Source organism: Klebsiella sp. Lac1 (assembly GCF_009825425.1).
Taxonomy (GTDB): Bacteria; Pseudomonadota; Gammaproteobacteria; order Enterobacterales; family Enterobacteriaceae; genus Klebsiella; species Klebsiella electrica.
Window position 1 is genome coordinate 513,457 of the sequence record NZ_VJZJ01000003.1, and the last position, 26,002, is coordinate 539,458.

Annotated in this window: 26 protein-coding genes, 1 pseudogene and 1 riboswitch; of the genes and pseudogenes, 17 read left to right on the forward strand and 10 right to left on the reverse strand. The window is 58.4% G+C overall.

Annotated elements, in window-relative coordinates:
- Positions 1–121 precede the first annotated feature (121 nt).
- Positions 122–790 carry a DUF1190 family protein gene (locus FNY10_RS21455; protein ID WP_160704433.1) on the forward strand — a complete coding sequence of 223 codons (669 nt, stop codon included), beginning with the start codon at positions 122–124 and terminating at the stop codon, positions 788–790.
- 5 nt (positions 791–795) lie between these two features.
- Positions 796–1,956, forward strand: coding sequence for a glutathionylspermidine synthase family protein (locus FNY10_RS21460; RefSeq protein ID WP_100683512.1), 1,161 nt, complete (start codon positions 796–798; stop codon positions 1,954–1,956).
- A gap of 47 nt (positions 1,957–2,003) precedes the next feature.
- On the opposite strand, the gene ygiD is transcribed toward FNY10_RS21460, so the two are convergent.
- Positions 2,004–2,795: a 4,5-DOPA dioxygenase extradiol gene (gene ygiD, locus FNY10_RS21465; RefSeq protein WP_141963398.1), complete on the reverse strand. Its 792-nt coding sequence runs from the start codon at positions 2,793–2,795 to the stop codon at positions 2,004–2,006.
- A gap of 194 nt (positions 2,796–2,989) precedes the next feature.
- Here ygiD and zupT point away from each other — a divergent pair, with 194 nt between their 5' ends.
- The gene (gene zupT / locus FNY10_RS21470; protein ID WP_100683514.1) at positions 2,990–3,757 is read left to right on the forward strand and encodes a zinc transporter ZupT; all 768 of its coding nucleotides are present in this window, start codon (positions 2,990–2,992) and stop codon (positions 3,755–3,757) included.
- 58 nt (positions 3,758–3,815) lie between these two features.
- On the opposite strand, the gene ribB is transcribed toward zupT, so the two are convergent.
- Positions 3,816–4,469: a 3,4-dihydroxy-2-butanone-4-phosphate synthase gene (gene ribB / locus FNY10_RS21475; protein WP_100683515.1), complete on the reverse strand. Its 654-nt coding sequence runs from the start codon at positions 4,467–4,469 to the stop codon at positions 3,816–3,818.
- Positions 4,470–4,574: 105 nt separating this feature from the next.
- Positions 4,575–4,726: riboswitch (FMN riboswitch) on the reverse strand.
- Between the two features lie 120 nt (positions 4,727–4,846).
- Here ribB and ubiK point away from each other — a divergent pair.
- Entirely contained in the window at positions 4,847–5,116 is a 270-nt protein-coding gene (ubiK, locus tag FNY10_RS21480) for a ubiquinone biosynthesis accessory factor UbiK (protein WP_100683516.1), read from the forward strand.
- 30 nt (positions 5,117–5,146) lie between these two features.
- On the opposite strand, the gene glgS is transcribed toward ubiK, so the two are convergent.
- From glgS to FNY10_RS21500, 4 genes are all read right to left on the reverse strand, one after another.
- A complete protein-coding gene (gene glgS / locus FNY10_RS21485; protein WP_100683517.1) occupies positions 5,147–5,356 on the reverse strand; it encodes a cell surface composition regulator GlgS in 210 nt (69 codons plus the stop codon).
- A gap of 261 nt (positions 5,357–5,617) precedes the next feature.
- Positions 5,618–7,051, reverse strand: coding sequence for a bifunctional D-glycero-beta-D-manno-heptose-7-phosphate kinase/D-glycero-beta-D-manno-heptose 1-phosphate adenylyltransferase HldE (gene hldE, locus FNY10_RS21490; protein ID WP_141963392.1), 1,434 nt, complete (start codon positions 7,049–7,051; stop codon positions 5,618–5,620).
- A gap of 58 nt (positions 7,052–7,109) precedes the next feature.
- Entirely contained in the window at positions 7,110–9,947 is a 2,838-nt protein-coding gene (gene glnE / locus FNY10_RS21495) for a bifunctional [glutamate--ammonia ligase]-adenylyl-L-tyrosine phosphorylase/[glutamate--ammonia-ligase] adenylyltransferase (protein WP_160704485.1), read from the reverse strand.
- Between the two features lie 21 nt (positions 9,948–9,968).
- The gene (locus FNY10_RS21500) at positions 9,969–11,267 is read right to left on the reverse strand and encodes an inorganic triphosphatase (protein WP_160704431.1); all 1,299 of its coding nucleotides are present in this window, start codon (positions 11,265–11,267) and stop codon (positions 9,969–9,971) included.
- A gap of 214 nt (positions 11,268–11,481) precedes the next feature.
- Between FNY10_RS21500 and FNY10_RS21505 the strand changes: the two genes are divergently transcribed.
- Complete coding sequence (locus FNY10_RS21505) at positions 11,482–12,102, forward strand: TIGR04211 family SH3 domain-containing protein (protein ID WP_100683521.1); 621 nt, start codon at positions 11,482–11,484, stop codon at positions 12,100–12,102.
- A 61-nt stretch (positions 12,103–12,163) separates the two neighbouring features.
- Positions 12,164–13,405 carry a multifunctional CCA addition/repair protein gene (locus FNY10_RS21510; protein ID WP_131048526.1) on the forward strand — a complete coding sequence of 414 codons (1,242 nt, stop codon included), beginning with the start codon at positions 12,164–12,166 and terminating at the stop codon, positions 13,403–13,405.
- A gap of 27 nt (positions 13,406–13,432) precedes the next feature.
- On the opposite strand, the gene bacA is transcribed toward FNY10_RS21510, so the two are convergent.
- Positions 13,433–14,254 (reverse strand): undecaprenyl-diphosphate phosphatase, encoded by an 822-nt coding sequence (gene bacA, locus FNY10_RS21515; protein ID WP_131048525.1) that lies wholly within the window; start codon positions 14,252–14,254, stop codon positions 13,433–13,435.
- 247 nt (positions 14,255–14,501) lie between these two features.
- Positions 14,502–14,855 carry a bifunctional dihydroneopterin aldolase/7,8-dihydroneopterin epimerase gene (gene folB / locus FNY10_RS21520; RefSeq protein ID WP_160704429.1) on the reverse strand — a complete coding sequence of 118 codons (354 nt, stop codon included), beginning with the start codon at positions 14,853–14,855 and terminating at the stop codon, positions 14,502–14,504.
- Between the two features lie 230 nt (positions 14,856–15,085).
- Between folB and plsY the strand changes: the two genes are divergently transcribed.
- Positions 15,086–15,706 carry a glycerol-3-phosphate 1-O-acyltransferase PlsY gene (gene plsY, locus FNY10_RS21525; protein ID WP_004867810.1) on the forward strand — a complete coding sequence of 207 codons (621 nt, stop codon included), beginning with the start codon at positions 15,086–15,088 and terminating at the stop codon, positions 15,704–15,706.
- Positions 15,707–15,919: 213 nt separating this feature from the next.
- Complete coding sequence (locus FNY10_RS21530; RefSeq protein ID WP_131048524.1) at positions 15,920–17,386, forward strand: MFS transporter; 1,467 nt, start codon at positions 15,920–15,922, stop codon at positions 17,384–17,386.
- Between the two features lie 67 nt (positions 17,387–17,453).
- Here the strand turns inward: FNY10_RS21530 and FNY10_RS27090 are convergent.
- A pseudogene (locus tag FNY10_RS27090) lies at positions 17,454–17,540 on the reverse strand (short-chain dehydrogenase); the annotation flags it as partial.
- Between FNY10_RS27090 and FNY10_RS21535 the strand changes: the two are divergent.
- The 8 genes from FNY10_RS21535 to FNY10_RS21570 all read left to right on the forward strand — a co-directional run bounded on the left by FNY10_RS21535 (position 17,530) and on the right by FNY10_RS21570 (position 24,260).
- Positions 17,530–18,354: an urease accessory protein UreD gene (locus FNY10_RS21535; protein ID WP_131048523.1), complete on the forward strand. Its 825-nt coding sequence runs from the start codon at positions 17,530–17,532 to the stop codon at positions 18,352–18,354. The pseudogene FNY10_RS27090 and the gene FNY10_RS21535 overlap by 11 nt on opposite strands.
- Positions 18,355–18,363: 9 nt before the next feature.
- Positions 18,364–18,666: an urease subunit gamma gene (locus FNY10_RS21540; protein ID WP_004867816.1), complete on the forward strand. Its 303-nt coding sequence runs from the start codon at positions 18,364–18,366 to the stop codon at positions 18,664–18,666.
- 9 nt (positions 18,667–18,675) lie between these two features.
- Positions 18,676–18,996: an urease subunit beta gene (locus tag FNY10_RS21545; protein WP_131048522.1), complete on the forward strand. Its 321-nt coding sequence runs from the start codon at positions 18,676–18,678 to the stop codon at positions 18,994–18,996.
- Positions 18,989–20,692, forward strand: a complete 1,704-nt coding sequence (ureC, locus tag FNY10_RS21550) for an urease subunit alpha (RefSeq protein ID WP_131048521.1) — start codon at positions 18,989–18,991, stop codon at positions 20,690–20,692. The genes FNY10_RS21545 and ureC overlap by 8 nt, the downstream gene beginning before the upstream one ends.
- Before the next feature lie 9 nt (positions 20,693–20,701).
- Positions 20,702–21,199: an urease accessory protein UreE gene (gene ureE, locus FNY10_RS21555; protein WP_141963379.1), complete on the forward strand. Its 498-nt coding sequence runs from the start codon at positions 20,702–20,704 to the stop codon at positions 21,197–21,199.
- Positions 21,200–21,874: an urease accessory protein UreF gene (locus FNY10_RS21560; protein WP_160704427.1), complete on the forward strand. Its 675-nt coding sequence runs from the start codon at positions 21,200–21,202 to the stop codon at positions 21,872–21,874.
- Between the two features lie 8 nt (positions 21,875–21,882).
- Positions 21,883–22,497 carry an urease accessory protein UreG gene (gene ureG / locus FNY10_RS21565; protein ID WP_141963377.1) on the forward strand — a complete coding sequence of 205 codons (615 nt, stop codon included), beginning with the start codon at positions 21,883–21,885 and terminating at the stop codon, positions 22,495–22,497.
- Positions 22,498–22,652: 155 nt separating this feature from the next.
- Positions 22,653–24,260, forward strand: coding sequence for a purine-cytosine permease family protein (locus FNY10_RS21570; RefSeq protein WP_100683532.1), 1,608 nt, complete (start codon positions 22,653–22,655; stop codon positions 24,258–24,260).
- 42 nt (positions 24,261–24,302) lie between these two features.
- On the opposite strand, the gene tsaD is transcribed toward FNY10_RS21570, so the two are convergent.
- Positions 24,303–25,316 (reverse strand): tRNA (adenosine(37)-N6)-threonylcarbamoyltransferase complex transferase subunit TsaD, encoded by a 1,014-nt coding sequence (gene tsaD, locus FNY10_RS21575; protein WP_100683533.1) that lies wholly within the window; start codon positions 25,314–25,316, stop codon positions 24,303–24,305.
- A gap of 350 nt (positions 25,317–25,666) precedes the next feature.
- On the opposite strand from tsaD, the gene rpsU reads away from it, so the two are divergent.
- Complete coding sequence (gene rpsU / locus FNY10_RS21580) at positions 25,667–25,882, forward strand: 30S ribosomal protein S21 (protein WP_001144069.1); 216 nt, start codon at positions 25,667–25,669, stop codon at positions 25,880–25,882.
- Positions 25,883–26,002 lie beyond the last annotated feature (120 nt).

Here is a 26,002-nt window from a genome sequence, read left to right on the forward strand (position 1 = left end):
CTAAACGTAAGGCAACGTAAAGATCCCCTCCTTTCCGCCCCTCTTCGCTTCATTTTCCACCACTCATCCTCTATCCTGAGCGTTAACAATTTGCAATACCACTGGGTCCTGGAAGACAAATATGAAACGGACAAAAAATATTAATCATGCCTCGTTCCGTAAAAGCTGGAGCGCTCGCCATCTGACACCGGTCGCCCTTGCCGTTACGGCCGTATTTATGCTTGCCGGTTGTGAAAAAACCGACGAGACGGTTTCTTTGTACCAAAACGCCGATGACTGCTCTGCCGCCAATCCGGGAAAAAGCGCAGAATGTACCACCGCTTTCAACAATGCTCAGAAAGAAGCGGTACGTACCGCGCCGAAATACGCCACGCGTGAAGATTGCGTCGCTGAATTCGGCGAAGGCCAGTGCCAGCAAACGCCGGCTCTGGCGGGCGTAGCGCCGGAAAACCAGGCGCAGGCGCAAAGCAGCGGCAGCTTCTGGATGCCGCTGATGGCAGGCTACATGATGGGCCGTCTGATGGGCGGAGGCATGGGTGCACAGCAGCCGCTGTTCAGCTCGAAAAACCCGGCCAGCCCAGCCTATGGTCAGTACACCGATGCCGGTGGTAAGAGCTACGGCGCGGCGCAACCGGGTCGGACGATGAACGTACCGAAGACGGCGATGGCGCCAAAACCGGCCACCACCAGCACCGTCACCCGCGGTGGGTTTGGTGAATCGGTCGCGAAGCAATCCGCCATGCAGCGCAGCGCTGCGGGTACCTCTTCTTCCCGCTCAATGGGCGGCTAAATCACATGGAAAGAATCAGCATCACGGAGCGCCCGGACTGGCGTGAAAAGGCGACCGAATACGGCTTCAACTTTCATACTATGTATGGCGAGCCGTACTGGAGCGAAGAGGCCTATTACAAACTGACGCTGGCGCAGGTTGAGAAGCTCGAAGAGGTCACCGCCGACCTGCACCAAATGTGTCTGCAGGCGGTAGAAAAAGTTATCGCCAGCGATGAGCTGATGGCGAAGTTCCGCATCCCGAAACATACCTGGGGCTTCGTGCGCCAGTCGTGGAAAACCAACCAGCCGTCGCTCTACTCACGCCTCGATTTGGCGTGGGATGGCACAGGCGAGCCGAAGCTGCTGGAGAACAACGCCGACACGCCGACCTCGCTGTATGAAGCCGCCTTCTTCCAGTGGATTTGGCTGGAAGATCAGATCAACGCCGGCCAGCTGCCGGCAGGCAGCGACCAGTTCAACAGCCTGCAGGAAAAGCTGATCGAGCGTTTTGCCGAGCTGCGCGAGCAGTTTGGCTTCCAACTGCTGCATATGGCTTGCTGTCGCGATACGGAAGAAGATCGCGGTACCGTGCAGTACCTGCAGGACTGTGCCGCAGAAGCGGGCGTGGCCACCGAGTTTCTGTATATCGAAGATATCGGTCTGGGTGAAAAAGGTCAGTTTACCGACCTGCAGGATCAGGTGATTGGCAACCTGTTCAAGCTCTACCCATGGGAGTATATGCTGCGCGAGATGTTCTCCACCAAACTGGAAGACGCGGGCGTACGCTGGCTGGAACCGGCGTGGAAGAGCATCATTTCGAACAAAGCTTTACTTCCGCTGCTGTGGGAGATGTTCCCGAACCACCCTAACCTGCTGGCAGCTTACTTCAGCGAAGATGCGCATCCGGAAATGGAGAAGTACGTCATTAAGCCTATTTTCTCCCGTGAAGGAGCCAACGTGTCGATCGTGGAAAACGGCAAAGTGCTGGAAGCGGTAGAGGGTCCATACGGAGAAGAAGGCACCATCGTGCAGGAGTTCTATCCGCTGCCAAAGTTTGGCGACAGCTACACGCTGATCGGCAGCTGGCTCATCAACGATCGGCCAGCCGGTATCGGCGTACGCGAGGATCGGGCGTTGATAACCCAGGATCTGTCGCGTTTCTACCCGCACATTTTCGTCGAATAAGATATCCCCGGCGGCGCTGACGCCTGCCGGGGTTATTACACTCTCTTCTACGCCCCAATCAGCACCGACAGCATGCTCAGCGATCCCATCTCCATCCCTTCCACCGGAATAGATATCGGTTCTTCGCCGTCCCAGGTGCCCAAAGCGTAGAGCAGCGGCAGGAAGTGATCCGCGGTCGGGTTAGAAAGCGAGCCTCCCTCATGCGCCAGATAGTTCACCAGCGGATGCTCTGCAACCGGTCCCTTCCAGCTCAGGTTGCTTTTCACGTAGTCATTAAATGATTCTGCCCACGGGTAAGGCGTACTCTCGCCATGCCAGCGTGCCGTTCTCAGGTTATGCACCACGTTACCGCTCGCCACCAGCATGATGCCTTCATCTCGCAGCACCGCCAGCTTACGCCCCATTTCCATATGCCAGGCTGCCGGTTTGGTGCTGTCGATGCTCAACTGCACCATCGGGATGTCCGCATCGGGGTACATTTTTATCAGCACGCCCCATGAGCCATGATCGAAACCCCAGGCTTCTTTATCCAGGGTCACGGGGACCGGCGCCAGCAACTCAACCAGACGCTGCGCCAGTTCCGGAGAACCGGGAGCCGGATAATGCGTATCGTACAGCGCCTGCGGGAAGCCGCCAAAATCGTGGATCGTCTTCGGCGTTTCCATAGCCGTGACCCCGGTACCGCGAGTAAACCAGTGCGCAGAAACCACAACAATGGCTTTTGGCCGCGGCAATGTTTCGCCCAGCTGCCGCCAGGCGCGGGTATAGATGTTATCTTCCAGCACGTTCATCGGGCTGCCGTGGCCTAAAAACAACGCTGGCATTCGGGTACGGGACATGGTGATATCCTTAAACAGAGGAATGGTGATGTCTTTACATTACGCGTTTTTGCGTCAGGATAAACTCAGATAAGCATGATGATGATCGTCAGAAAATTTGAATGTAATTCGCTGTAAAGGGCTGCCTCCCCCTCTCGCCGTTAGCAGGGAATCCCGATATCATTAATGATAATCATTATCAAAGGAAATGAATAATGTCGTCACCTTTAATATTGACGCTGCTGGCGGGTAGCGCCACATTTATCGGCGCTATTTTCGGCGTCCTCGGTCAGAAGCCATCCAACCGGCTGCTGGGATTTTCCCTCGGCTTTGCCGCGGGCATCATGCTGCTTATCTCACTGATGGAGATGCTTCCCGCCGCGCTGAACGCGCAAGGCATGTCGCCGCTGCTCGGTTACGGCATGTTTGTCATCGGCCTGCTGGGCTACTTTGCGCTCGACCGTATGCTGCCCCACGCGCATCCGCAGGATCTGCTGTCAGGTATGCCGCGCCCACGTAATCTTCGCCGAACCGCAATGTTATTGACTCTGGGCATCAGCCTGCACAACTTCCCGGAAGGGATCGCCACCTTTGTGACGGCCAGTAATAACCTCGAGCTGGGGATGGGCGTCGCACTGGCGGTCGCTTTACACAATATTCCCGAGGGGCTGGCGGTGGCTGGCCCGGTTTATGCCGCTACCGGTTCACGGCATAAGGCGGTACTGTGGGCAGGGCTTTCCGGGATGGCGGAAATTCTCGGCGGCCTGCTGGCCTGGCTGATCCTCGGTAGCCTGGTGTCGCCCGTCGTAATGGGCGCCGTTATGGCAGCCGTTGCCGGGATCATGGTGGCGCTGTCGGTTGATGAGCTGATGCCGCTGGCAAAAGAGATCGATCCGCAGAGCAACCCAAGTTATGGCGTGCTGTGTGGGATGTCGGTGATGGGGTTAAGCCTGGTTGTGCTGCAGGCCATGGGCATTGGCTGAGGCTAAAAAACAACAAAGCCCACGCTGAGGTGGGCTTTGCCATGATGCGGGGCCACAATCAGCTGGCTTTGCGCTCATGTTCGCGACGATAGGCCACCAGATCTTCAATGGTGACGACAGCCATATCATGCTTCTGCGCGAACGCAATGCACTCCGGCGCGCGCGCCATAGAGCCATCGTCATTCGTCAGTTCACACAGCACGCCAGCCGGTTTAAAGCCCGCCAGCGTTACCAGGTCGATGGTCGCTTCCGTGTGACCGCCGCGGGTCAACACGCCGCCCGGCTGCGCGCGCAGCGGGAAGACATGGCCGGGACGGTTGAGGTCAGAAGGTTTAGCACCGTCGGCAATAGCTGCGCGCACGGTGGTCACGCGGTCAGCGGCGGAAACGCCGGTGGTGACGCCTTCCGCAGCTTCGATGGTCACGGTAAAGCCGGTGCCGTATGCGCTGGTGTTGTTTTCCACCATCATCGGCAGATCAAGCTGCTTACGACGTTCATCGGTCAGGCACAGGCAGACAATGCCGCTGCCGTGGCGGATGGTCAGCGCCATCTGCTCGACGGTCATAGTTTCGGCGGCGAAAATCATGTCGCCTTCGTTTTCACGGTCTTCATCATCAAGCACCATCACCCCGCGGCCTTCGCGCAGTGCATTTAAAGCGTGTTCCACACGTTCAAAAGCGGTACCAAAAGAGGAAAGGAGCGTCTGATTCATGGTAAATAAACCTCATTAAAATTATGGTTACCAGAATCAGGGCAGTCTTAGGAGCGCCGGTTTAGCGGCAAAAGTCAACGCAAGCGGATCGAGACCCGACTGAGCCGTTACTCTCTCCCATCCGGACTTTAACCGTCGGCCCCGGAATTACACCGGATCTGCTGACCTTTCTGCTGGTGCAGAAAGCGCTCGCGGGCTTTCAACGCGATGGTTGATTTACCGCCGGTGGGGAATTTCGCCCCGCCCTGAGAATAAGCAAAGTAACTATAACGCTATTGATTATCCTCGGCAATGCATAAGCTTCAAACATTTCTGGTTTATAGGCAGCGTCGATCGCACTACAATGAACGACAAACCGACCAGAGCAGGAAACCACCATGATTGACCCGAAAAAAATTGAACAAATCGCCCGCCAGGTCCATGAATCGATGCCGAAAGGCCTTCGCGATCTTGGGGAAGATGTCGAGAAAAAGATCCGTCAGGTACTCCAGTCTCAGCTGACCCGCCTGGATTTGGTCAGTCGCGAAGAGTTTGATGTGCAGACGCAGGTGCTGCTGCGCACTCGCGAAAAACTGGCGCTGCTGGAGCAGCGTATCAGCGATCTGGAAAGCCGCGCGGCGGCCCCGAGCGTCGATGAGAAGCAGTAAAAACAACGGGCCCTCAGGCCCGTTGTTGTTTCAGTGTTCTAGCTCTGGCCGCGACGCGGCCTCTGCACTGACCTGACGGCAGTAGAGTTCATACCGTTGGCAAAACCACTCACGATGATCTTCATCCATATTGCCAATAATAGCCTGGAGATCAACGGTGTGTCCCTGTGCATGCATTCTGGCGAAACTCAGGGCCAGAAAATCAAAGTTCTTCATTGAATACAGTTCGTGATGATTCATCCGCATACTCCTTCAGCCGTGTGTGTTCTGATTGGTCATATGCTTTCTACTAACTTCAGTATTTATACTTACGCTAACGCTTTTTGGACGAAAAATGCGCTCAAATCGCCTGTTTATTGCGCTGAATCATTTCTGCCATCATTAAATAAAAAAAACCGGCGATCTGACGATCGTCGGCTTTTCGAGTCGGGCATTATCCGGAGTTCTTCGGCCTCGCGATGCGCAACCCCACACCCGAGAACGCCCGACCGGCGTCACAAATTACTTACTGCTGTCTTTCTGGATCTTCTTAATAATGTTGGTGGTCGAGCAACCATCTTCAAAGTTCAGCACCAGCACGTCGCCGCCGTTCGCCCAGACTTCCTCGCTACCCGCGATATCTTCCGGCTTATAGTCGCCGCCTTTGACCAGCAGGTCCGGCAGAATGCCGGCGATCAGGCGCTGCGGCGTATCCTCTTCAAATGAGACGACCCAGTCGACGGCTTCCAGCGCGCCGAGCACGATCATCCGCTGCTCCAGCGGGTTGACCGGACGAGACTCGCCTTTCAGACGTTTGGTCGACGCATCGCTGTTGACCGCAACGATCAGGCGATCGCCCAGTTTGCGCGCATTGGCCAGATAAGAAACGTGGCCCGCGTGCAGAATGTCAAACACGCCGTTGGTCATCACCACTTTCTCGCCGCGCTTACGTGCCGCCGCAACGGCCTGTTTCAGCTCGTCTTCGTTCATCACGCCGAACCCGGTCTCCGCGCGCCCGCGCACGGCGTTTTCCAGCTCGATCGGTGAAACGGTGGATGTCCCCAGCTTGCCGACCACGACACCGGCCGCCGCGTTGGCGAAGTAGCACGCCTCTTCCAGCGTATTGCCGGAGGCCAGCGTCGCCGCCAGCACGCCAATCACCGTATCGCCGGCGCCGGTGACGTCATACACTTCTTGCGCCTGAGTCGGCATATGCAGCGGCGGACGGCCCGGCTGCAGCAGCGTCATCCCCTGCTCGGAGCGGGTTACCAGCAGGGCGGAGAGTTCGAACTCAGCAATAATTTTCAGGCCGCGTTCGACAATGTCCGCTTCATCCTTGCACTTGCCCGCGACGGCTTCGAATTCGGAGAGGTTCGGCGTCAGCAGCGTGGCGCCGCGATAGCGTTCAAAATCGGTGCCTTTCGGGTCGATCAGCACCGGTACGCCCGCATCGCGCGCCAGCTTAATCATGGTCTGCACGCTGGCCAGCGCGCCTTTGGCATAATCGGACAGCACCAGTGCCCCGATGGTACCCAACGCCTGCTGAATGCGGTCGTGCATCGGCTGCGGATCGACGCCGGAGAATCCCTCTTCGAAATCCAGGCGGATCAGCTGCTGGTTGCGCGACAGCACGCGCAGCTTGGTGATGGTCGGGTGAGTCGGTACGGAGACGAAATCGCACTTCACGTTGACATCCGCCAGCGCTTTACTGAGCGCACGCGCGGCGTCATCAATCCCGGTCAGGCCAACCAGGCGGGAAGTCGCGCCGAGAGAGGCGATGTTCATCGCCACGTTTGCCGCACCGCCGGGACGCTCTTCGATATTTTCCACCTTGACCACCGGTACCGGGGCTTCGGGGGAAATACGGCTGGTGGGACCATACCAGTAGCGGTCCAGCATGACATCGCCCACCACCAACACTCCTGCACGTTCAAACTCCGGCAGCGTTACTTTCATGACTCTCTCCTGCGAGATACAAACTTTGCGCGCGATAATAGCACACCCGGTTTTTTAGTTAAGCCATCAACCACTTCTGCCAGCTGGCGCTCACCTGCTGACGTTCATGGGTAAAGGCGTCCGGAGCGACGTTCCCCGGCTGTTCCTGCAAGGCCAGACGATGCAGCGCATCGCGCAGCGTGGTGTAGGCATGGGTCAGCGCCCGCGCTTCTTCATCATCCATAATGTCGTTTTGCGCCAGCAGTTCCAGAATGCGCACGTTATCAGACCAGCGCGTCAGCTTCGGCTTCTCGTGCGCATAGCGTAGGACCAGATACTGGGTAATAAATTCAATGTCGGTAATGCCCCCGGCATCGGCTTTAATATCAAAGCGATCCCGCTGCTTATTGCCGAGATGGGCGCGCATTTTCTCGCGCATTTCCCGCACCTCGGTCTGCAGCGTCGCCCCTTCACGCGGCGCGCTGAGAATATCGCGACGGATAGTATCAAAACGCACCTGCAGTTCGGGATCGCCATAGACCACGCGGGCGCGCACCAGCGCCTGATGTTCCCAGGTCCAGGCTTCATTCTTCTGGTAATCGGCAAACGAATCGGCCGTGGTGACCAGCATGCCCGCGGCGCCAGACGGACGTAAGCGAGCATCCACTTCGTAGAGAATCCCTGAAGAGGTGCGGGTGCTGAAAAGGTGCATAATGCGTTGGGCGAGGCGCAGATAGAACTGGCGACCGTCGATTTCGCGCTCCCCGTCGGTCATCACCTCCATCGGACAGTCATGCAGGAACACCAGGTCAAGGTCCGAACTGTAGCCCAGCTCCCAGCCCCCTAGCTTCCCGTAACCGACGACCGCAAAACCACGCCCCTGACGATCATGCAGGTGCGTCGGCTGGCCATAACGCGCCACCATCTGCATCCACGCCTGCTGCACCACCGCATCAATCATCGCTTCGGCCAGCCAGGTTAAGTGATCGCTCACTTTCATCACCGGCAACGTCCCGGCAATATCGGCGGCGGCAATATGCAGCAGCTGCGCCTGCTTAAACTGGCGCAGCGCCTCCAGTTGCTGCTCTTCGTCCTCTTCCGGCACACGCAGCAGATATTGCCGCAGCTCATCGCGATAGGCATCGGTCGCCGTCGGTTGATACAGCGTATTGGGATCCAGCAGTTCATCCAGCAGCAGCGGATGGCGCGCCAGCTGGCTGGCAACCATTGGCGAGGCGGCGCAAAGGCTAATCAGATGTTTCAACGCGCCGGGATATTCGCTGAGCAATTCGAGGTAGGTGGTTCGGGTGACGATACCGGTCAGAAGCGGCGTAATGCGCGCCAGCGGCACCGGCGCATCGGCCCGCGAACACACTTCGCTGAGCAGATGCGGCATCAGTTGATCCAGCACCTGGCGCCCGCGCGGGCCGATGGTGCGTTTATCCAGCTCTTTACGGAAATCGGCAATCAGCGCCAGCACGCTGCGACGGTCGTCATCCGCAAGGTGGACCAGGGCCGGGCTGGCGTCATCCTCTTCCAGCGCATCCTGCCACAGCTCGCGCCAGTACTCCTCCAGCAGCTCATCCGGTGATTGCGCTTCATCATCGCCAATCAGCTCGTTGAACACCCGCCGTACGCTGGCCATTTTCTCTTCCAGCTGCGCGCTCAGCGCTTCCCAGTCATCAACATGCATCCCCCACGCCAGGCGGGCGCGGTTAAGCGCATCCTGCGGCAGAGTTTGCGTCTGCTCGTCGTTGATGCTTTGCAGCAGGTTTTCCAGGCGGCGTAAGAACAGGTAGGCGTCACGCAACCGGGCGGCATCGCCTTCCGGCAGCAGGTGTAGCTCATCGATCGCTGCCAGCGTCGGAAGCAGCGCCCGCTGCTGCAGCGCCGGTTCACGCCCGCCGCGGATCAGCTGGAAGACCTGCACGATAAATTCGATTTCGCGGATACCGCCCGCGCCGAGCTTGATATTGTCCTTCAACCCGCGACGGCGGACTTCACGGGCAATCATCCCCTTCATGTTACGCAGCGACTGGATCACGCTGAAATCGATGTAGCGGCGGAAGACGAACGGCCGCAGCATGGCGCGCAGTTCGTTGGCATAGGTGCCGTCGTTATCGCCCATGATCCGCGCTTTGACCATCGCATAGCGCTCCCAGTCGCGCCCTTGTTCCTGATAGTAATCTTCCAGCGCGGCAAAGCTCAGCACCAGCGGCCCGCTGTCGCCGAAGGGGCGCAGGCGCATATCAACGCGATACACAAAGCCATCCTGAGTTGGCTGATCGAGGACTTTTATCAGCCGCTGGCCGAGGCGGGTAAAAAACTGCCCGTTATCCAGCTCGCGGCGCCCGCCGCGGGTTGCGCCATGTTCAGGCCAGGCAAAAATCAGATCGATGTCCGACGAGAAATTGAGTTCGCCTCCGCCCAGCTTCCCCATTCCGAGGATCAGTAGCGGCTGCGCTTTTCCTTCGGCGCTGGAAGGGATCCCCCATTCGTGACAGCAGGCGGTGTAAAGCCAGTCGCGGGCGGCGACAATCAGCGTCTCCGCCAGCGTGCTTAACTGCTGCAAACTGCTCTCTTCACTGACCAGCGACAGCGCCTGTGCCCAGGCGATGCGCACCATGATCCGGCGGCGAAACAGGCGCAGCTCACGCATCAGCGCCGCTTCGTCGTTGACCCCGTCCAGGGCGGCCTGTAGCCAGTCGGCATAGTGACGCCACTCTTGCGCCTCAGGGGGCGAGTTTTCAAGTTCACTCAGCCACTGCGGCTGCGCCACCAGACTCTGCTGGACGAAATCGCTGAACGCCATCACCGACTGCGCCTGCGGACTTAACGTGGGTAATGGAAAATCCGCCGGCAGTCGGTCTACAACCGTCTGCCAGTGCTGCTGTAACTGTGAAGAAAGCGGCATGATAGGGGTCTCCCTGGCCTGAAATTATCGTTTTCCACTGTGCAGCCAGAACGGCTCCGCGGCCAACGCCTGGCGGCGGAAATATTCAATGACGCTGCGATCTTTGTGCTCAATAGCGCGACGGACTTCCAGCCAGTTCTCCAGCCAGGGGGCCGCCGCAGCGGCATAGGCGCCAGCAAGCAGCTGAATGCAGTCGATATCGCGGGACAGACGCGGCAGCTGGCCGTCGTAATCGTCCCCCGGTATCTGCTGGAACGCATTTTTTAACTCCGCCGCCGCCCGCGACAGCTGGATATCGGCGAAACGTTTAAAAGAGCCGGCGATCTTCTTCTGCGCATTCTCATTTAAAAAGACGCGCCAGCTGCGGTTCACCAGCCATTCGGTCAACGCGAGCTTCGCGCTGACTGCGGCAAGGCTGAACAGCGCGGAAGGCTCCTTACCGGCCTGCGTCAGAGCAGCTTCCGCTTCAGCGAGCTGTTCACGCAGCTGCGCGGTGGCCTTACGCGGCACGATGCCGCCAAACAGCACCAGCGCATGACGCACTCGGGCGATAGCGCGGAGGATCTCCCCTTTTGCCAACGGATTACCGCGGCTCCAGACCTCGTCATGATACAGCCAGTGCGCCAGCGCGTTTTCCAGCGCGGCCTCCAGCCCCTGCTCTACGCTGGCTTTGGGCGCCACCTGCAGAACGCCGAATGGCTGTACCGGGCGCACGTCGTTCCCCTGAGCAAGATGGTAGCCGCGCGCCGCTTTGCTGAGACTTCCCTGGCGCAACACGCCGGTTTCCAGCAGACGACGGGCGAGAACCAGCACATCTTCCGTCTTGCCAGAGAGCAGCTCCAGCTCCAGCTCGCAAATCGCTTCCTGATGCTCAGGGGTTTTCACCTCTCCGCGATCGAGCGCGATTTCAATCTGGCTCTCCCCTTCGCTGACCACCCATTTTTCACGCGCAAAATCGGTACTGAACAGCGGCTGTACGTTTTGCGCCAGCTCTGCGGGCAGCTCGCCCTGCGGCCAGACCTCGGCAGGAAGGCGCTCCAGCGCCAGTTCCGGGCTTTCCAGCGGAATGTTGAACTCCGGACGCTCATGCAATCCGCCCACCACGCGACCGGCGATTTTCAGGGTCATTTCATAACGGCCGCGATCGCCGCGGATGCGCAGCCCCATATCATGACGACGCAGCCAGTTGTCCGCCGTTTCATAATAAATATTGAGCAATTGACCCGCGGGCGTGTGCCGGGCGTTAAGCGCATTAAGGTGCTGGCGCAATGTTTCCACGCCGCTGTCGGAGACGATAAATTTTAATTCGATTTCTTGAGCCATGACTGAATTCTTCCGCTTCTTTGCGCTGCCGGGAAAATACGGCGAACTATCGCCGATATTTTTTGTCAGTAGATAGTATTTTGCGACGATTCTCCATGCAATGCGCATTTTGCCGGGCCACCTCCCGGATGTTTCCGATTGTGGCAGAAAACTTTGCGTCGCTATGGCGATGCCACTACTATCGTTCAACTTTTTACGATCAAACGATGACCTGATGCCAAAATTACGCCTTATCACTTTTACTTTACTGGCGCTCAGCGCCGCCACGGCGGTTCATGCAGAAGAAAAACGTTATGTTTCTGATGAACTGAACACCTGGGTTCGCACGGGGCCGGGCGATAATTATCGTCTTCAGGGCACCATTAACGCCGGGGAAGAAGTTTCTCTGCTGCAGACCAATGACAGCACCGGCTATGCCCAAATCCGCGACGGCAACGGCCGTACCGCCTGGATTCCGCTGAAAGAGCTGAGCAACGAGCCCAGCCTGCGCACCCGCGTGCCGGATCTGCAAAATCAGGTGAAAACCCTGACCGACAAACTGAATAACATCGACACCACCTGGAATCAGCGCACCGCCGACATGCAGAAAAAGGTCGCCGGCAGCGATACCGTGATCAACGCGCTGAAAGACGAAAACCAAAAGCTGAAAAATGAGCTGGTTGTCGCCCAGAAGAAGGTGAATGCCGCGAATCTGCAGCTGGATGATAAGCAGCGCACCATTATCATGCAGTGGTTTATGTACGGCGGCGGCGTGCTTGGCGTCGGACTACTGCTCGGTCTGGTGCTGCCGCATCTGGTCCCGAGCCGTAAACGTAAAGACCGGTGGATGAACTAATTCGTCTTCTCTGCCAGACTTACGTATCATCTTGAGCAAAGTGGATACGGGAGAGTCGGGCGTGAAGATTTATCTGGTCGGTGGTGCAGTTCGGGATGCGTTATTAGGGCTACCGGTCAAAGACAGAGACTGGGTCGTGGTCGGCGCCACGCCTGAACAGTTGCTTGAAGCGGGCTACCAGCAGGTAGGCCGCGATTTCCCCGTATTTCTGCACCCGAAAAGCCGGGAAGAGTATGCGCTGGCGCGTACCGAGCGTAAATCGGGTTCTGGCTATACCGGTTTCACCTGCTATGCCGCCCCGGACGTCACGCTGGAGCAAGATCTGCTGCGCCGCGATCTGACGGTCAATGCGCTGGCTCAGGATGCCGATGGCCTGATTGTCGATCCCTACAGCGGCCAGGCCGATTTGCGTCTGCGCCTGCTGCGCCACGTCTCACCCGCCTTCAGCGAAGACCCGCTGCGCGTTCTGCGCGTGGCGCGCTTCGCCGCCCGCTATGCCCATCTGGGCTTTCGTATTGCCGACGAAACCATGGCGCTGATGCGCGCCATGGCCGATGCCGGCGAACTGGCGCATCTGACGCCGGAGCGGGTCTGGAAAGAGACGGAAAACGCCCTCGGCACCCGGAATCCCCAGGTCTTTTTCCAGACTTTACGCGACTGCCGCGCGCTCGGCGTACTGTTCCCGGAAATCGACGCGCTGTACGGCGTTCCGGCGCCCGCCAAATGGCATCCTGAAATCGACACCGGCGTGCATACGCTAATGACTCTGACGATGGCGGCGATGCTGTCGCCGGAGATTGACGTGCGCTTTGCAACGCTGTGCCACGACCTCGGCAAAGGGCTGACGCCAAAAGCGCTCTGGCCGCGCCACCACGGCCACGGCCCGGCAGGCGTCAGGCTGGTCGAGCAGCTTTGCGCCCGTCTGCGCGTGCCGAACGATATTCGCGATCTGGCGAAGCTGGTCGCCGAATTTCACGACCTGATTCATACCCTGCCCATACTGCAGCCCAAAACGCTGGTCAAACTGTTTGATAATATCGACGCCTGGCGTAAGCCGCATCGGGTCATGCAAATCGCTTTAACCAGCGAGGCCGATGTGCGCGGACGTACCGGTTTCGAAGCCCGCGACTACCCGCAGGGACGCCTGCTGCTTGAAGCCTGGCACATCGCCCAATCGGTCTCTACGAAAGAGGTGGTTGCTCAGGGCTTTAAAGGGCCGGAGATTCGTGAGGAGCTGACGCGGCGCCGTATTCTGGCGGTCGCGAAATGGAAGGAAGAGCGCTGCCCTCAGTCTGGCGACTGAGGGCCCGGTTTTAACGGCGCGTAAAACTCAGAAGAAGATAACGTAAACCATTGCCGCGACGACAAAACGGTAGATAGCAAACGGGATAAACGAGATACGTTTGATCAGCTGCAGGAAGGTTTTAATCGCGATCAGCGCCACGATGAACGCCATGATAAAGCCGACGGCAAACATCGGAATATCGCTGGCGTTGAGGAAACCGATGCTCTTATACACATCCAGCACGGTCGCCCCCATCATCATTGGTACCGCCAGCAGGAAGGAAAACTCCGACGCTGCATAGCGGCTTACGCCCATCAACATCCCGCCGGAAATGGTCGCACCGGAGCGAGAGAAGCCGGGCCACAGCGCCAGGCACTGGAAGCAGCCGATGATAAATGCCTGGCGATAGGTCATATCATCAATACCGACAGCACGCGGCTGTTTTGGCTTCAGCACTTCCGCCGCGATCAGCAGAAAGCCCCCCACAATCAGCGCATACATAACGTTGACCGGGTTGAACAGCGATTTGATGGTATCGTGGAACACCAGGCCCAGCACCACCGCCGGCGCCATCCCTAATAAAATATGAATCAGCGATAAACGGCCGCCTCCCTGGCCTTCATGTTCCGGTGGTTTACCGAAATGAATACCGATCAAACCAAACAGACGACGCCAGAACATCACGACAACAGCAAGAATAGAACCTAACTGAATGACCACCTCAAAAGTATTTGCCGTCTCACCTTCGAAACCCAGAAGATGACCAACAATAATCATATGGCCAGTACTGGAAACAGGTAAAAATTCCGTCAAACCTTCAACCACACCCAATATTGCCGCCACCAGCAGCGAGTGTATATCGCTCATCCAATAAACCCTTTAAAAGTAAAATGAAAAAACCAGATACGCTGAACCATTCCATCAGGTGATATTGATGCGGCCAGTCTGGAGACGGACGGCGCATGAAACCGGAGCGTACACGGAGTACGCGAAAATTTCGAGTGCTGTCCTGACACCAGGTGACAATAAAATATCCCGATAGCCGAATCCTGCGACCGGTATAAACACAAATTGTTTAACGAGTATGACCTGAAAAGTTTTGTTTCAGATTAAGCTACGCCCGACTGCGTTCGATAATTACGCCCACGTTTGCCGCCCGGGCAACGGCGCCCGGTTTTCTGACTTTAATCCGCACCCACGGCGAGGGGAATTTTTCCAGCAGCAGATCGGCAATCTCTTCCGCGACGCGTTCAACCAGCGCGAAACGCCCACCTTCAACGTGACCAATCACCAGCTCGCTGATATCAGCATAGCTGAGGCAATCACTGACATCATCGCTGCTCGCCGCTTTGCGGTTGTCCCACGCCATTTCGATATCGAACACCAGCTTCTGTTCAATGGTTTGTTCCCAGTCGTAAACACCGATAGTAGTGATTACCGAAAGTTGCTCTATAAATACAATATCCATCACGACCTGCCTGCTTTTTGGCTAAACCGGATACCACTTCCGGCGAATTATGCGTATTATCCACAGATGCAAAGACATCCCCTAAATAATTCGTATTGCAGGAAAGCGGCGGCGCAGCAAGCGTTCTGGCTCAATGCACGCTCCGGTGACGGCACGAAAGAAGCGCGCCGGCGCACCAGCGAGGCGAAGGATAGCGGGGACAAAACGACATTTTCAAAATGGAACAGCTGATGAGTGCAATCGCGCCTGGACTGGTTATCCTTGCCTACCTCTGCGGCTCAATTTCCAGCGCCATTCTGGTGTGTCGTCTCGCTGGCCTGCCCGACCCTCGCGATAGCGGTTCCGGCAATCCCGGGGCGACAAACGTACTACGAATTGGCGGCAAGGGAGCAGCCGTAACGGTTCTTATTTTTGATGTGCTCAAAGGCATGCTGCCCGTCTGGGGGGCCTGGGCGCTCGGTCTGACGCCGTTCTGGCTGGGTCTGGTCGCCATTGCGGCCTGCGTGGGCCATATCTGGCCGGTATTCTTTAACTTCCGCGGCGGTAAAGGCGTGGCGACCGCTTTCGGCGCTATCGCGCCCATCGGCTGGGATTTGACCGGCGTCATGGCGGGCACCTGGCTGCTGACCATCCTGCTCAGCGGCTATTCGTCGCTCGGGGCTATTGTCAGCGCGCTGATTGCCCCCTTCTACGTCTGGTGGTTCAAACCGCAGTATACCTTCCCGGTTTCCATGCTCTCCTGCCTGATTTTGCTGCGCCATCACGACAATATTCAGCGCCTGTGGCGCCGTCAGGAAACTAAAATCTGGGCCCGGTTGAAAAAGAACAAAAAAACGCCTGAGCAGAAATAATCTGCCGCCCGGCGGCGCGCGCCGGGTCCCCTTTACCCCGACATTCTCTCTGTATTGCCCTTTTTGGCAGCCAATCATCCTGAACTCACCCGCTGACAAAAGATAATCATTTCACAACAATCACTTAGCTATGTCTTATAACCAAAAATAATTTATCCCCGTCCGCCGCGATGTTTACTCTGAATCTTTTATACGACAGCGCAGAACAACATCATGACAGACGTAATCAACGCGACTCCGGTCGCAGCGGCAGGGTCGCCTGGCGGGGAAGTTCGATGGATACGCGGCGCCGCTGACGTGTCGCGTTTAATCAATGAAGGCAGCAGCGGGCGCAATAATGCGCGGATTGTCATGGGCATCGCCCTCGGCGGTATCTTTCTCGACGCCTACGATCTTGGCTCCCTGGCTTTTGGCCTGAAGGATATCACCCGCGAGTTTAACCTGACGCCGGCGGGGACCGGCATGGTGGCTTCGGCCATCACCTTTGGGGCTATCGTCGGCGCGCTGCTGGGCGGCTACCTGACGGATAAAATTGGCCGCTACCGCGTGTTTATGGCCGATATGCTGTTTTTTGTGGTCGCTGCGATCGCCTGCGCGCTGGCCCCCAACGAATACGTGCTGACCGGCGCCCGTTTTGTCATGGGTCTCGGCGTCGGTATCGACCTGCCGGTGGCGATGGCCTTCCTGAGTGAATTCTCAAAGCTTAAGGGGCCGGGCAACAAAGCGGCCAGCGTCGCCATGTGGTGTCCGACGTGGTACGCCGCTATCAGTATTTCCTATCTGCTGGTGCTCTTGTTCTATGCCGTACTGCCGGAAAGCCACAGCGACTGGCTGTGGCGGCTGATTCTCGGTTTCGGCGCGGTTCCTGCGCTGGTGATTATCGCCATTCGCAGCCGCTATATGAGCGAATCGCCGGTGTGGGCCGCTAATCAGGGCAATCTGCGCGAGGCCGCCGCCATTCTCCGCACGGCCTATAACATCAACGCCCACGTGGCGCAGGACGCGCTGGATAACCCGACGCCGGTGGTGAAAAAAGCGCAGTGGAGCAACTATTTCCGTCTGTTCCAGGGCGTCTATCTGCGGCGAACCACCCTCGCCACGCTGCTGTCTGTCGTCTCTTCCTTTGCCTATAACGCCGTCGCCTTCGGTCTGCCGGTGATTATCTCCAGCTTCTTTGTGCAGTCGATGCTGAACACGATTGTCATCTCGCTGGCGCTGAACCTGCTCTTTGCTTTCGTCGGCGGTCTGCTGGCGGTGCGGCTGGTGCCGCGCTTAGGGGCGTGGAAGATGTCGCTGGCGGGCTACAGCTGCCAGCTGGCGGCGCTGCTGGGTCTGGCGCTGATTGGCCGCCCCGACGGCGCGGGCGAAGGCATCGCGGCCGTGGCGATGCTGGCGCTATTCCTCTTTGGTCAGGGATTTGGTCCTGGCGCACACACCATGACGTTCGCGTCGTTGAGCTATCCAACGTCGCTGCGCGGCGTCGGCGTCGGCCTGAACCAGACCCTGATGCGCAGCAGCTCGACCCTGTCGCTGTTCCTTTTCCCGCTGCTGGTTGCGGCCCTGGATACCCAGGTCTTTTGGATTATCGCCGCCGCGCCGCTGATTGGCCTGCTGTCGCTGCTCGCGATCCGCTGGGAGCCGTCGGGCTATGACATTGACGCCGAAGATTATCAGGCGTAATAATCTTGTTGCTAAACGGCCGTCGCTCAGGCGGCTGTTTTCTCGTTTTTAACTCATAAGCTTTTCATATGATCGAGATACTTTCGCGCCGATCAATACTCATCGCTGCTGTTTTATCTTGATTTTGCAGGGGCGCAACCACATTGCACAGCACCGTGTTACCAGAGAATAAAAAAGGCTGGCAGGCTACGCTGGACCTTCATTTTCAACATCGCGGCGGCAAAACGGTACTCACCTCCGCCCGTCATGTCGGTCCGCTCACCGTCCAGCGTCCCTTTTATCCCGAAGACGATACCTGTCATCTCTACTTACTCCACCCGCCGGGCGGGATCGTCGGTGGTGACGAGCTGACGATTCGCGCCGCTGTTGATAGCGGCTGCCACACGTTAATCACCATGCCCGGTGCCAGTAAATTTTACCGCAGCAGCGGCGCGCAGGCTCATTTACATCAGCGCCTGACGCTGGCGGAACGCTCGACGCTGGAGTGGCTGCCGCCGGACGCGATCTTCTTTCCCGGCGCCCAGGCCCGCCTGCATACCGCCTTTCACCTTTGCCCTTCCAGCACGCTGCTGGCCTGGGATCTGCTGTGCCTTGGCCGTCCGGTCATCGGTGAGCGCTTTAGCCATGGTGCCCTCAGCAACCGTCTTGAAGTATGGATGGATGAATCACCGCTGCTGATCGAACGCCTGAACCTGGCCGACGGGCGCCTGGCCTGCGTGGCGGAATGCCCGTGGGTCGGCACTCTGCTGTTCTATCCCGCCAGTGAAGCCTTGCTTGACGGCGTGCGGGAACGACTCACGTCGCTAGGAAATTATGCCGGCGCCACGCTGACTGACGGCCTGCTGACGGTACGATTTTTAAGTGACGATAACTTACTTTGCCAGCGGGCGATGCGTGACATCTGGCAGTTTATGCGCCCGCATCTGACCGGAAAATCCCCGGTTCTTCCCCGAATCTGGTTGACCTGAGAGAACGCTATGGAACTGACCCCCAGAGAGAAAGACAAGCTGCTGTTGTTCACCGCCGCGCTGGTGGCGGAACGTCGTCTGGCCCGCGGCCTGAAGCTGAACTACCCGGAGGCCGTAGCCTTAATCAGCGCCTTTATTATGGAAGGCGCCCGCGACGGTAAAAGCGTGGCGGCGCTGATGGAAGAAGGCCGCCATGTGTTAAGCCGCGAACAGGTCATGGAAGGCGTACCCGAAATGATCCCCGACATCCAGGTCGAGGCCACCTTCCCGGATGGCTCGAAGCTGGTCACCGTCCACAATCCGATTATCTGAGGTTTCGCGATGATCCCAGGTGAATACAAGGTGCAGCCCGGACAGATAGCTCTGAACGTTGGCCGCGCCACCCGCAGCATTATCGTTGAGAATCATGGCGACCGACCGATTCAGGTTGGATCGCATTACCATTTTGCCGAGGTCAATCCGGCGCTAAAATTTGACCGGGCGCAGGCCACCGGCTATCGCCTGAACATCGCCGCCGGTACCGCGGTCCGCTTTGAGCCGGGGCAAAAACGTGAAGTGGAGCTGGTCGCGCTCGCCGGTCGTCGCGCGGTATACGGTTTTCGCGGCGACGTGATGGGAAATCTGGAGGCAAACGATGAGTGATATTTCACGTCAGGCCTATGCCGACATGTTTGGCCCCACCACCGGCGATAAAGTGCGCCTGGCGGACACTGAACTGTGGATCGAGGTCGAAGACGATCTGACCACCTACGGCGAGGAGGTCAAGTTCGGCGGCGGCAAGGTCATCCGTGACGGTATGGGCCAGGGACAAATGCTCGCTGACGACTGTGTCGATCTGGTGCTGACCAATGCGCTGGTAGTCGATCACTGGGGGATCGTCAAAGCCGACATTGGCATCAAAGAGGGGCGCATCGTCGCCATCGGCAAAGCGGGTAATCCCGATATCCAGCCCAACGTCAATATCCCCATTGGCGCGGCAACGGAAATTATCGCTGCCGAAGGCAAGATTGTCACCGCCGGCGGCGTCGATACTCACATTCACTGGATCTGCCCGCAGCAGGCGGAAGAGGCGCTGGTCTCCGGCGTCACCACCATGGTTGGCGGCGGAACGGGCCCGGCGGCGGGGACACACGCCACCACCTGTACGCCGGGACCGTGGTACATCTCGCGGATGCTGCAGGCCGCGGACAGCCTGCCGGTGAATATCGGTCTGCTGGGCAAAGGTAACGGTTCGAACCCGGACGCGCTACGCGAACAGGTCGCGGCAGGCGTTATCGGCCTGAAAATTCATGAAGACTGGGGCGCCACACCGGCAGCCATCAACTGCGCGCTGACGGTTGCCGACGAAATGGATATTCAGGTAGCGCTGCACAGCGACACCCTGAATGAATCGGGTTTTGTTGAAGATACGCTGGCGGCGATCGCCGGACGGACGATCCACACCTTCCACACCGAAGGCGCCGGCGGCGGCCATGCGCCGGATATTATTACCGCCTGCGCGCACCCGAATATTTTGCCCTCCTCCACCAACCCGACGCTGCCCTACACCGTCAATACCATTGACGAACATCTGGATATGCTGATGGTCTGCCACCATCTCGATCCGGATATTGCCGAAGACGTGGCGTTTGCCGAATCGCGCATTCGCCGGGAAACCATTGCGGCAGAAGATGTCCTGCACGATCTCGGCGCCTTCTCTCTGACCTCTTCCGATTCACAGGCGATGGGGCGCGTGGGCGAAGTCGTTCTGCGTACCTGGCAGGTGGCGCACCGGATGAAGGTCCAGCGCGGGCCGCTGGCGGAAGAGAGCGGTGATAACGACAATTTCCGCGTGAAGCGCTATATCGCCAAATACACCATCAACCCGGCGCTGACCCACGGTATCGCCCATGAAGTCGGATCGATTGAAGTGGGCAAACTAGCGGATCTCGTGCTGTGGTCGCCGGCATTTTTCGGCGTTAAGCCGGCTGCGGTTATCAAGGGCGGCATGATTGCCATTGCCCCGATGGGCGACATCAACGCTTCAATTCCGACGCCGCAGCCGGTGCACTACCGCCCGATGTTCGGCGCGCTGGGCAGCGCTCGCCATCACTGTCGCCTCACCTTCCTGTCGCAGGCGGCAATCGACAGTGGCGTGGCACAGCGTCTGAATCTGCACAGCGCCACAGCGGTGGCGAAAGGCTGCCGGACGGTACAAAAGACCGACATGGTCCATAACGGCCTGCAGCCCAACATCACCGTCGACGCGCAAACCTATGAAGTGCGTATCGATGGCGAACTGATCACCAGCGAACCGGCAGATGTCCTGCCGATGGCGCAACGTTATTTTCTGTTTTAAGGAGTCCGGATGCTCTATCTGACCCAACGAGTGGATTCACCTGGCAAACTGACCGCCAGCCTCACGCTGCCGATCGATGTGCGGGTGAAAAGCCGTATCAAAGTCACCCTCAACGACGGTCGCGAAGCCGGTCTGTTGTTGCCGCGCGGCCTGCTGCTGCGCGGCGGGGATGTGCTCAGCAATGACGACGGCAGCGAGCTTGTGCAAATTATCGCCGCTGATGAAGGCCTGTCCGTGGTGCGTTGTGACGATCCGTTCACCCTGGCGAAAGCCTGCTATCACCTCGGCAACCGCCACGTTCCGCTGCAAATCATGCCCGGCGAACTGCGCTATCATCACGACCATGTGCTGGACGATATGCTGCGCCAGTTCGGCCTGGAGGTGACTTTCGCCCATCTGCCGTTTGAACCGGAAGCCGGTGCCTACGCCAGCGAAAGCCACGGCCACAGCCATGGTCATCATCACGATCATGGCCACGATCATCACCATCACGAGCACAGTCACTAAATGCCCACGCCGGAAAAACGCCTGCGGCTGATGCAGTTGGCCAGCAGCAACCTGCCGGTCGGCGGCTATAGCTGGTCGCAAGGTCTGGAATGGGCGGTGGAAGCAGGCTGGGTGCCCGATGCCGCCGCTTTTGAACGCTGGCAGCTGCAGCAGATGGAACAGAGCTTTTTTACCGTCGATCTTCCTCTGTTCGCCCGGCTGTATCGGGCATGCGAAAACGACGATCTACCGTCAGCACAGCGCTGGACCGCCTGGCTGCTCGCCTGCCGCGAAACCCGCGAACTGCGTGAAGAAGAGCGTAATCGCGGCGCGGCCTTTGCCCGCCTGCTGGCCGACTGGCAGCCGGATTGCCCGCCGCCGTGGCGCGTTTTGTCCCGGCAGAGCCAGCTCGCCGGCATGGCCTGGCTCGGCGTACGTTGGCAAATCGCGCTGCCCGACCTGGCGCTGAGCCTTGGCTACAGCTGGATCGAAAGCGCGGTGATGGCGGGCGTTAAGCTGGTTCCCTTTGGCCAACAGGCGGCCCAGCAGCTGATTTTACGCCTCTGCGATCGCTACGCGGCGGATATGGCCCACGCCCTTGCGGCGCCGGATAGCGCGATAGGTTCCTCCACGCCGCTGGCCGCCATAGCTTCCGCCCGGCATGAAACCCAGTATTCCCGATTATTCCGTTCCTAGGAGAGAGTATGCACAATAACAAACACCCGCTGCGCGTCGGCGTCGGCGGCCCGGTCGGTTCCGGGAAAACGGCCCTGCTGGAAGCGCTGTGCAAAGCCATGCGCGACACCTGGCAGCTCGCCGTCGTCACCAACGACATCTACACCAAAGAAGATCAGCGTATTCTCACCGAAGCGGGCGCGCTGGCGCCGGAGCGCATCGTCGGCGTCGAAACCGGCGGCTGTCCGCATACCGCGATCCGCGAAGACGCCTCGATGAACCTGGCGGCGGTAGAAGCGCTGAGCGAAAAATTCGGCAACCTCGATCTGATCTTTGTGGAAAGCGGCGGCGATAACCTGAGCGCCACCTTCAGCCCGGAACTGGCGGATCTGACCATCTACGTCATTGACGTGGCGGAAGGGGAAAAGATCCCGCGTAAAGGCGGGCCGGGGATCACGAAGTCGGACTTCCTGGTGATCAACAAAACCGACCTTGCACCATATGTGGGCGCGTCGCTGGAAGTGATGGAGCGCGACACGATGCGTATGCGCGGCGACCGCCCGTGGACCTTTACCAACCTGAAAAGCGGCGATGGCCTGAATAACATCATCGCCTTCCTTGTCGACAAAGGCATGCTGCGCTAAGCGCGCCTGCACCATCCCGGCGCACCTGCGTCCGGATGGTGCGCCTCCTGCCCCCTCTTTATTCATCCCCGCCCCACCAGCGCCCGGCGCAGCGGTTGTGCGAAGTGGCATAAGGTTTGCTAATTACAGTCATGCCTGACCATTAAGGAATGACTATGTCATCACTGGATATTAAAACTGAGTTACCTGCGCAGACCGGGACTTCCGGCTCTAAAGAAACCCTCGAAGACTATACACTCCGCTATGCTCCGCTGAGTTTCCGCCGCTGGGGACCAGGCGTTGTCGCCGTGACCGCGCTGGGCGGTATCGCCTATCTGGCGGACTTCTCCATCGGCGCCAGCATCGGCATGGCATGGGGCACCACCAACGCCATTTACGCCATCCTGCTGGCGGCGCTGGTTATCTTCCTCACCGGGATCCCGCTGGCGATTACCGCCGCCCGCTATAACATTGACCTCGACTTAATCACCCGTAGCGCCGGATTCGGCTATTTTGGCTCGGTGATCACCAGCATTATCTTCGCCGGTTTCACCTTTATCTTCTTCGCCCTTGAAGGGTCGATCATGGCCCAGGGGCTACTGGTTGGGTTAGGGATCCCGCTGTGGATGGGCTATCTCATCGCCACCCTGATGGTGCTGCCGCTGGTGGTTTACGGCATGAAAGCCCTGACCCGCCTGCAGGTATGGACCACGCCGCTGTGGCTGGTGCTGATGGTGGTGCCGGTGGCCTGGCTGATTGCCAAAGACCCGGAGCTGGTGGACGGTTTTATGAACTTCGCCGGCAAGAATAACGCGGCGCAGGTCGATTTAACCGCCATTATGCTCGGCGCCGGGGTGTGCCTGTCGCTGATTATGCAAATCGGCGAGCAGATCGATTATCTGCGCTTTATGCCGCCTAAAACGGCGGAAAACAGCAAAAGCTGGTGGCTGGCGGTCTTCTCCGCAGGCCCGGGCTGGGTGGTATTAGGCGCAATAAAACAGATCATCGGCGCCTTCCTCGGCTTCTATCTGCTGACCCGCTTCCCGGCGGTACACAACACCGAGCCGGTACAGCAGTTCGTCAGCGTCTTTGATAACCTGGTGCCCGGCTGGCTGGCGTTAACCCTGGCCGTAGTGCTGGTGGTCATTTCACAGATTAAAATCAACGTCACCAACGCCTATTCTGGCTCGCTGGCGTGGACCAGCGCCTGGACGCGCACCACCAAACGCTATCCGGGGCGGATTATCTTCGTCATCGTCAACCTCGCCATCGCGCTGGCGCTGATGGAAGGCGATATGTTCAGCGCCCTGTCGTGGATTCTTGGCTTCTACTCTAACTTTGCCATTGCCTGGGTGGTGGTGGTTGCCACCGATATCACCGTCAACAAAGGCCTGCTCCGGCTCGCCCCGGCGCAGCCGGAATATCGTCGCGGGATGATCTACAACGTTAACCCGGTGGGGGTGGTTTCGTTTGCTCTGGCGGCCGGCCTGTCGATCTGCGCCTTCTTCGGCCTGCTCGGTGCCACGCTGGCGCCATTCTCGCCGCTGATTGCGCTGGTCGTGGCGCTGGTGATGACGCCGCTGATGGGTATCCTCACCGGCGGGCGCTACTACATCAAGCAGTACGATGACGGGATTAGCGAGCCGCGCTACGATGCGCAGGGCAATGCGTCCATCACCGTTTACCAGTGCGTCAGCTGTGAAGAAGAGTATGAACGTCCGGACGTGATGCACTCGCACAAACATCAGGGCGCGATTTGCTCGCTGTGTAAAAGTATGGAGTAAAGCAGAAAAGCAGGCCGACAGAACGTCGGCCTGTGCAGCCGATTACGCCGCCGGCAGTTCAGCGAGCGGCCAGCGCGGACGCACGGTCACGCCGAGATCCGCTTTAGCGCCGCTGCGCAGACGAACCATCCCGGCATAGGCGATCATCGCGCCGTTATCGGTGCAGAACTCCGGGCGCGCATAGAACACTTCGCCGCCGCGCTTTGTCATCATCTCCGCCAGCTTCGCGCGCAGCGTGCGGTTGGCGCTCACGCCACCGGCCATCACCAGGCGTTTAAAGCCGGTCTGCTCCAGCGCGCGACGGCACTTAATCATCAGCGTATCCACCACCGCATCTTCAAACGCCCGGGCGATATCTGCGCGGGTCTGCTCGTCGTCATCGTTATTGCGAATCGTGTTAGCCGCAAAGGTTTTCAGGCCGGAAAAGCTGAAATCCAGACCGGGACGGTCGGTCATCGGGCGGGGGAAAACAAACCGCCCTTCGCTGCCCTGAGCCGCCATCTTAGACAGCATCGGACCGCCGGGATAATCGAGCCCCAGCAGCTTAGCGGTTTTATCAAACGCCTCCCCGGCCGCATCATCGATAGACTCGCCGAGCAACTCGTACTGACCAATACCGGTTACGCTAATCAACTGGGTATGGCCGCCAGAGACCAGCAGCGCCACAAACGGGAAGGCGGGAGGATTATCCTCCAGCATCGGCGCCAGCAGATGTCCTTCCATATGGTGTACCGGAATCGCCGGTACGTTCCAGGCAAACGCCAGCGAACGCCCTATTGTTGCGCCAACCAGCAGCGCCCCAACCAGACCCGGACCTGCGGTATAGGCCACGGCATCAATCTCTTTGGCCGTCAACCCGGCCTCTTTCAACGCCGCCTGAATCAGCGGAACGGTTTTACGCACGTGGTCGCGCGAAGCCAGCTCGGGCACCACGCCGCCGTAGTCAGCATGTAATTTCACCTGACTATACAGTTGATTGGCTAGCAGGCCTTTTTCGTCGTCATAAATGGCGATGCCGGTTTCATCGCAGGATGTTTCAATACCCAGTACACGCATGTCTTGTTTTACCTCGCTCTAATACCGCGCAGTTTAGGACCAATGCGGGTTGATGTATACCCTCAGCGTGCCAGCCAGGCGCATCGGGACAAGCGGCAGCGGCCGCAAAACCCGCCCGGCCGCGCATTGCCCGTCATGCGGCGCCAGAAAGGCCGGCAGGCGGCGCAGATAAAACTTTGTTCGCCCCAGGAACAAGCCTCGTGTATACTCCTCACCCTTATAAAAGTCCTTTCAAAAAAGGCAGCGGTGCTTTACAAAGCAGCAGCAATTGCAGTAAAATTCCGCACCATTTTGAAATAAGCTGGCGTTGATGCCAGCAGCAAACCGAATTAATCAAAGGTGAGAGGCACATGCCGGTAATTAAAGTACGTGAAAACGAGCCGTTCGACGTAGCTCTGCGTCGCTTCAAGCGTTCCTGTGAGAAAGCAGGTGTTCTGGCGGAAGTTCGTCGTCGTGAGTTCTATGAAAAACCGACTACCGAACGTAAGCGCGCTAAAGCTTCTGCAGTGAAACGTCACGCGAAGAAACTGGCTCGCGAAAACGCACGCCGCACTCGTCTGTACTAATCGGTTGAGGGCCAACGCCCTCAATTCAGACTGAGTTGTTGTTGTAAGGCCGTGCTTCCGGAAGGAATGCGCGGCTTATTTTCGTTTATGCATTAGCAGATACACAGCATCATGAAAGAA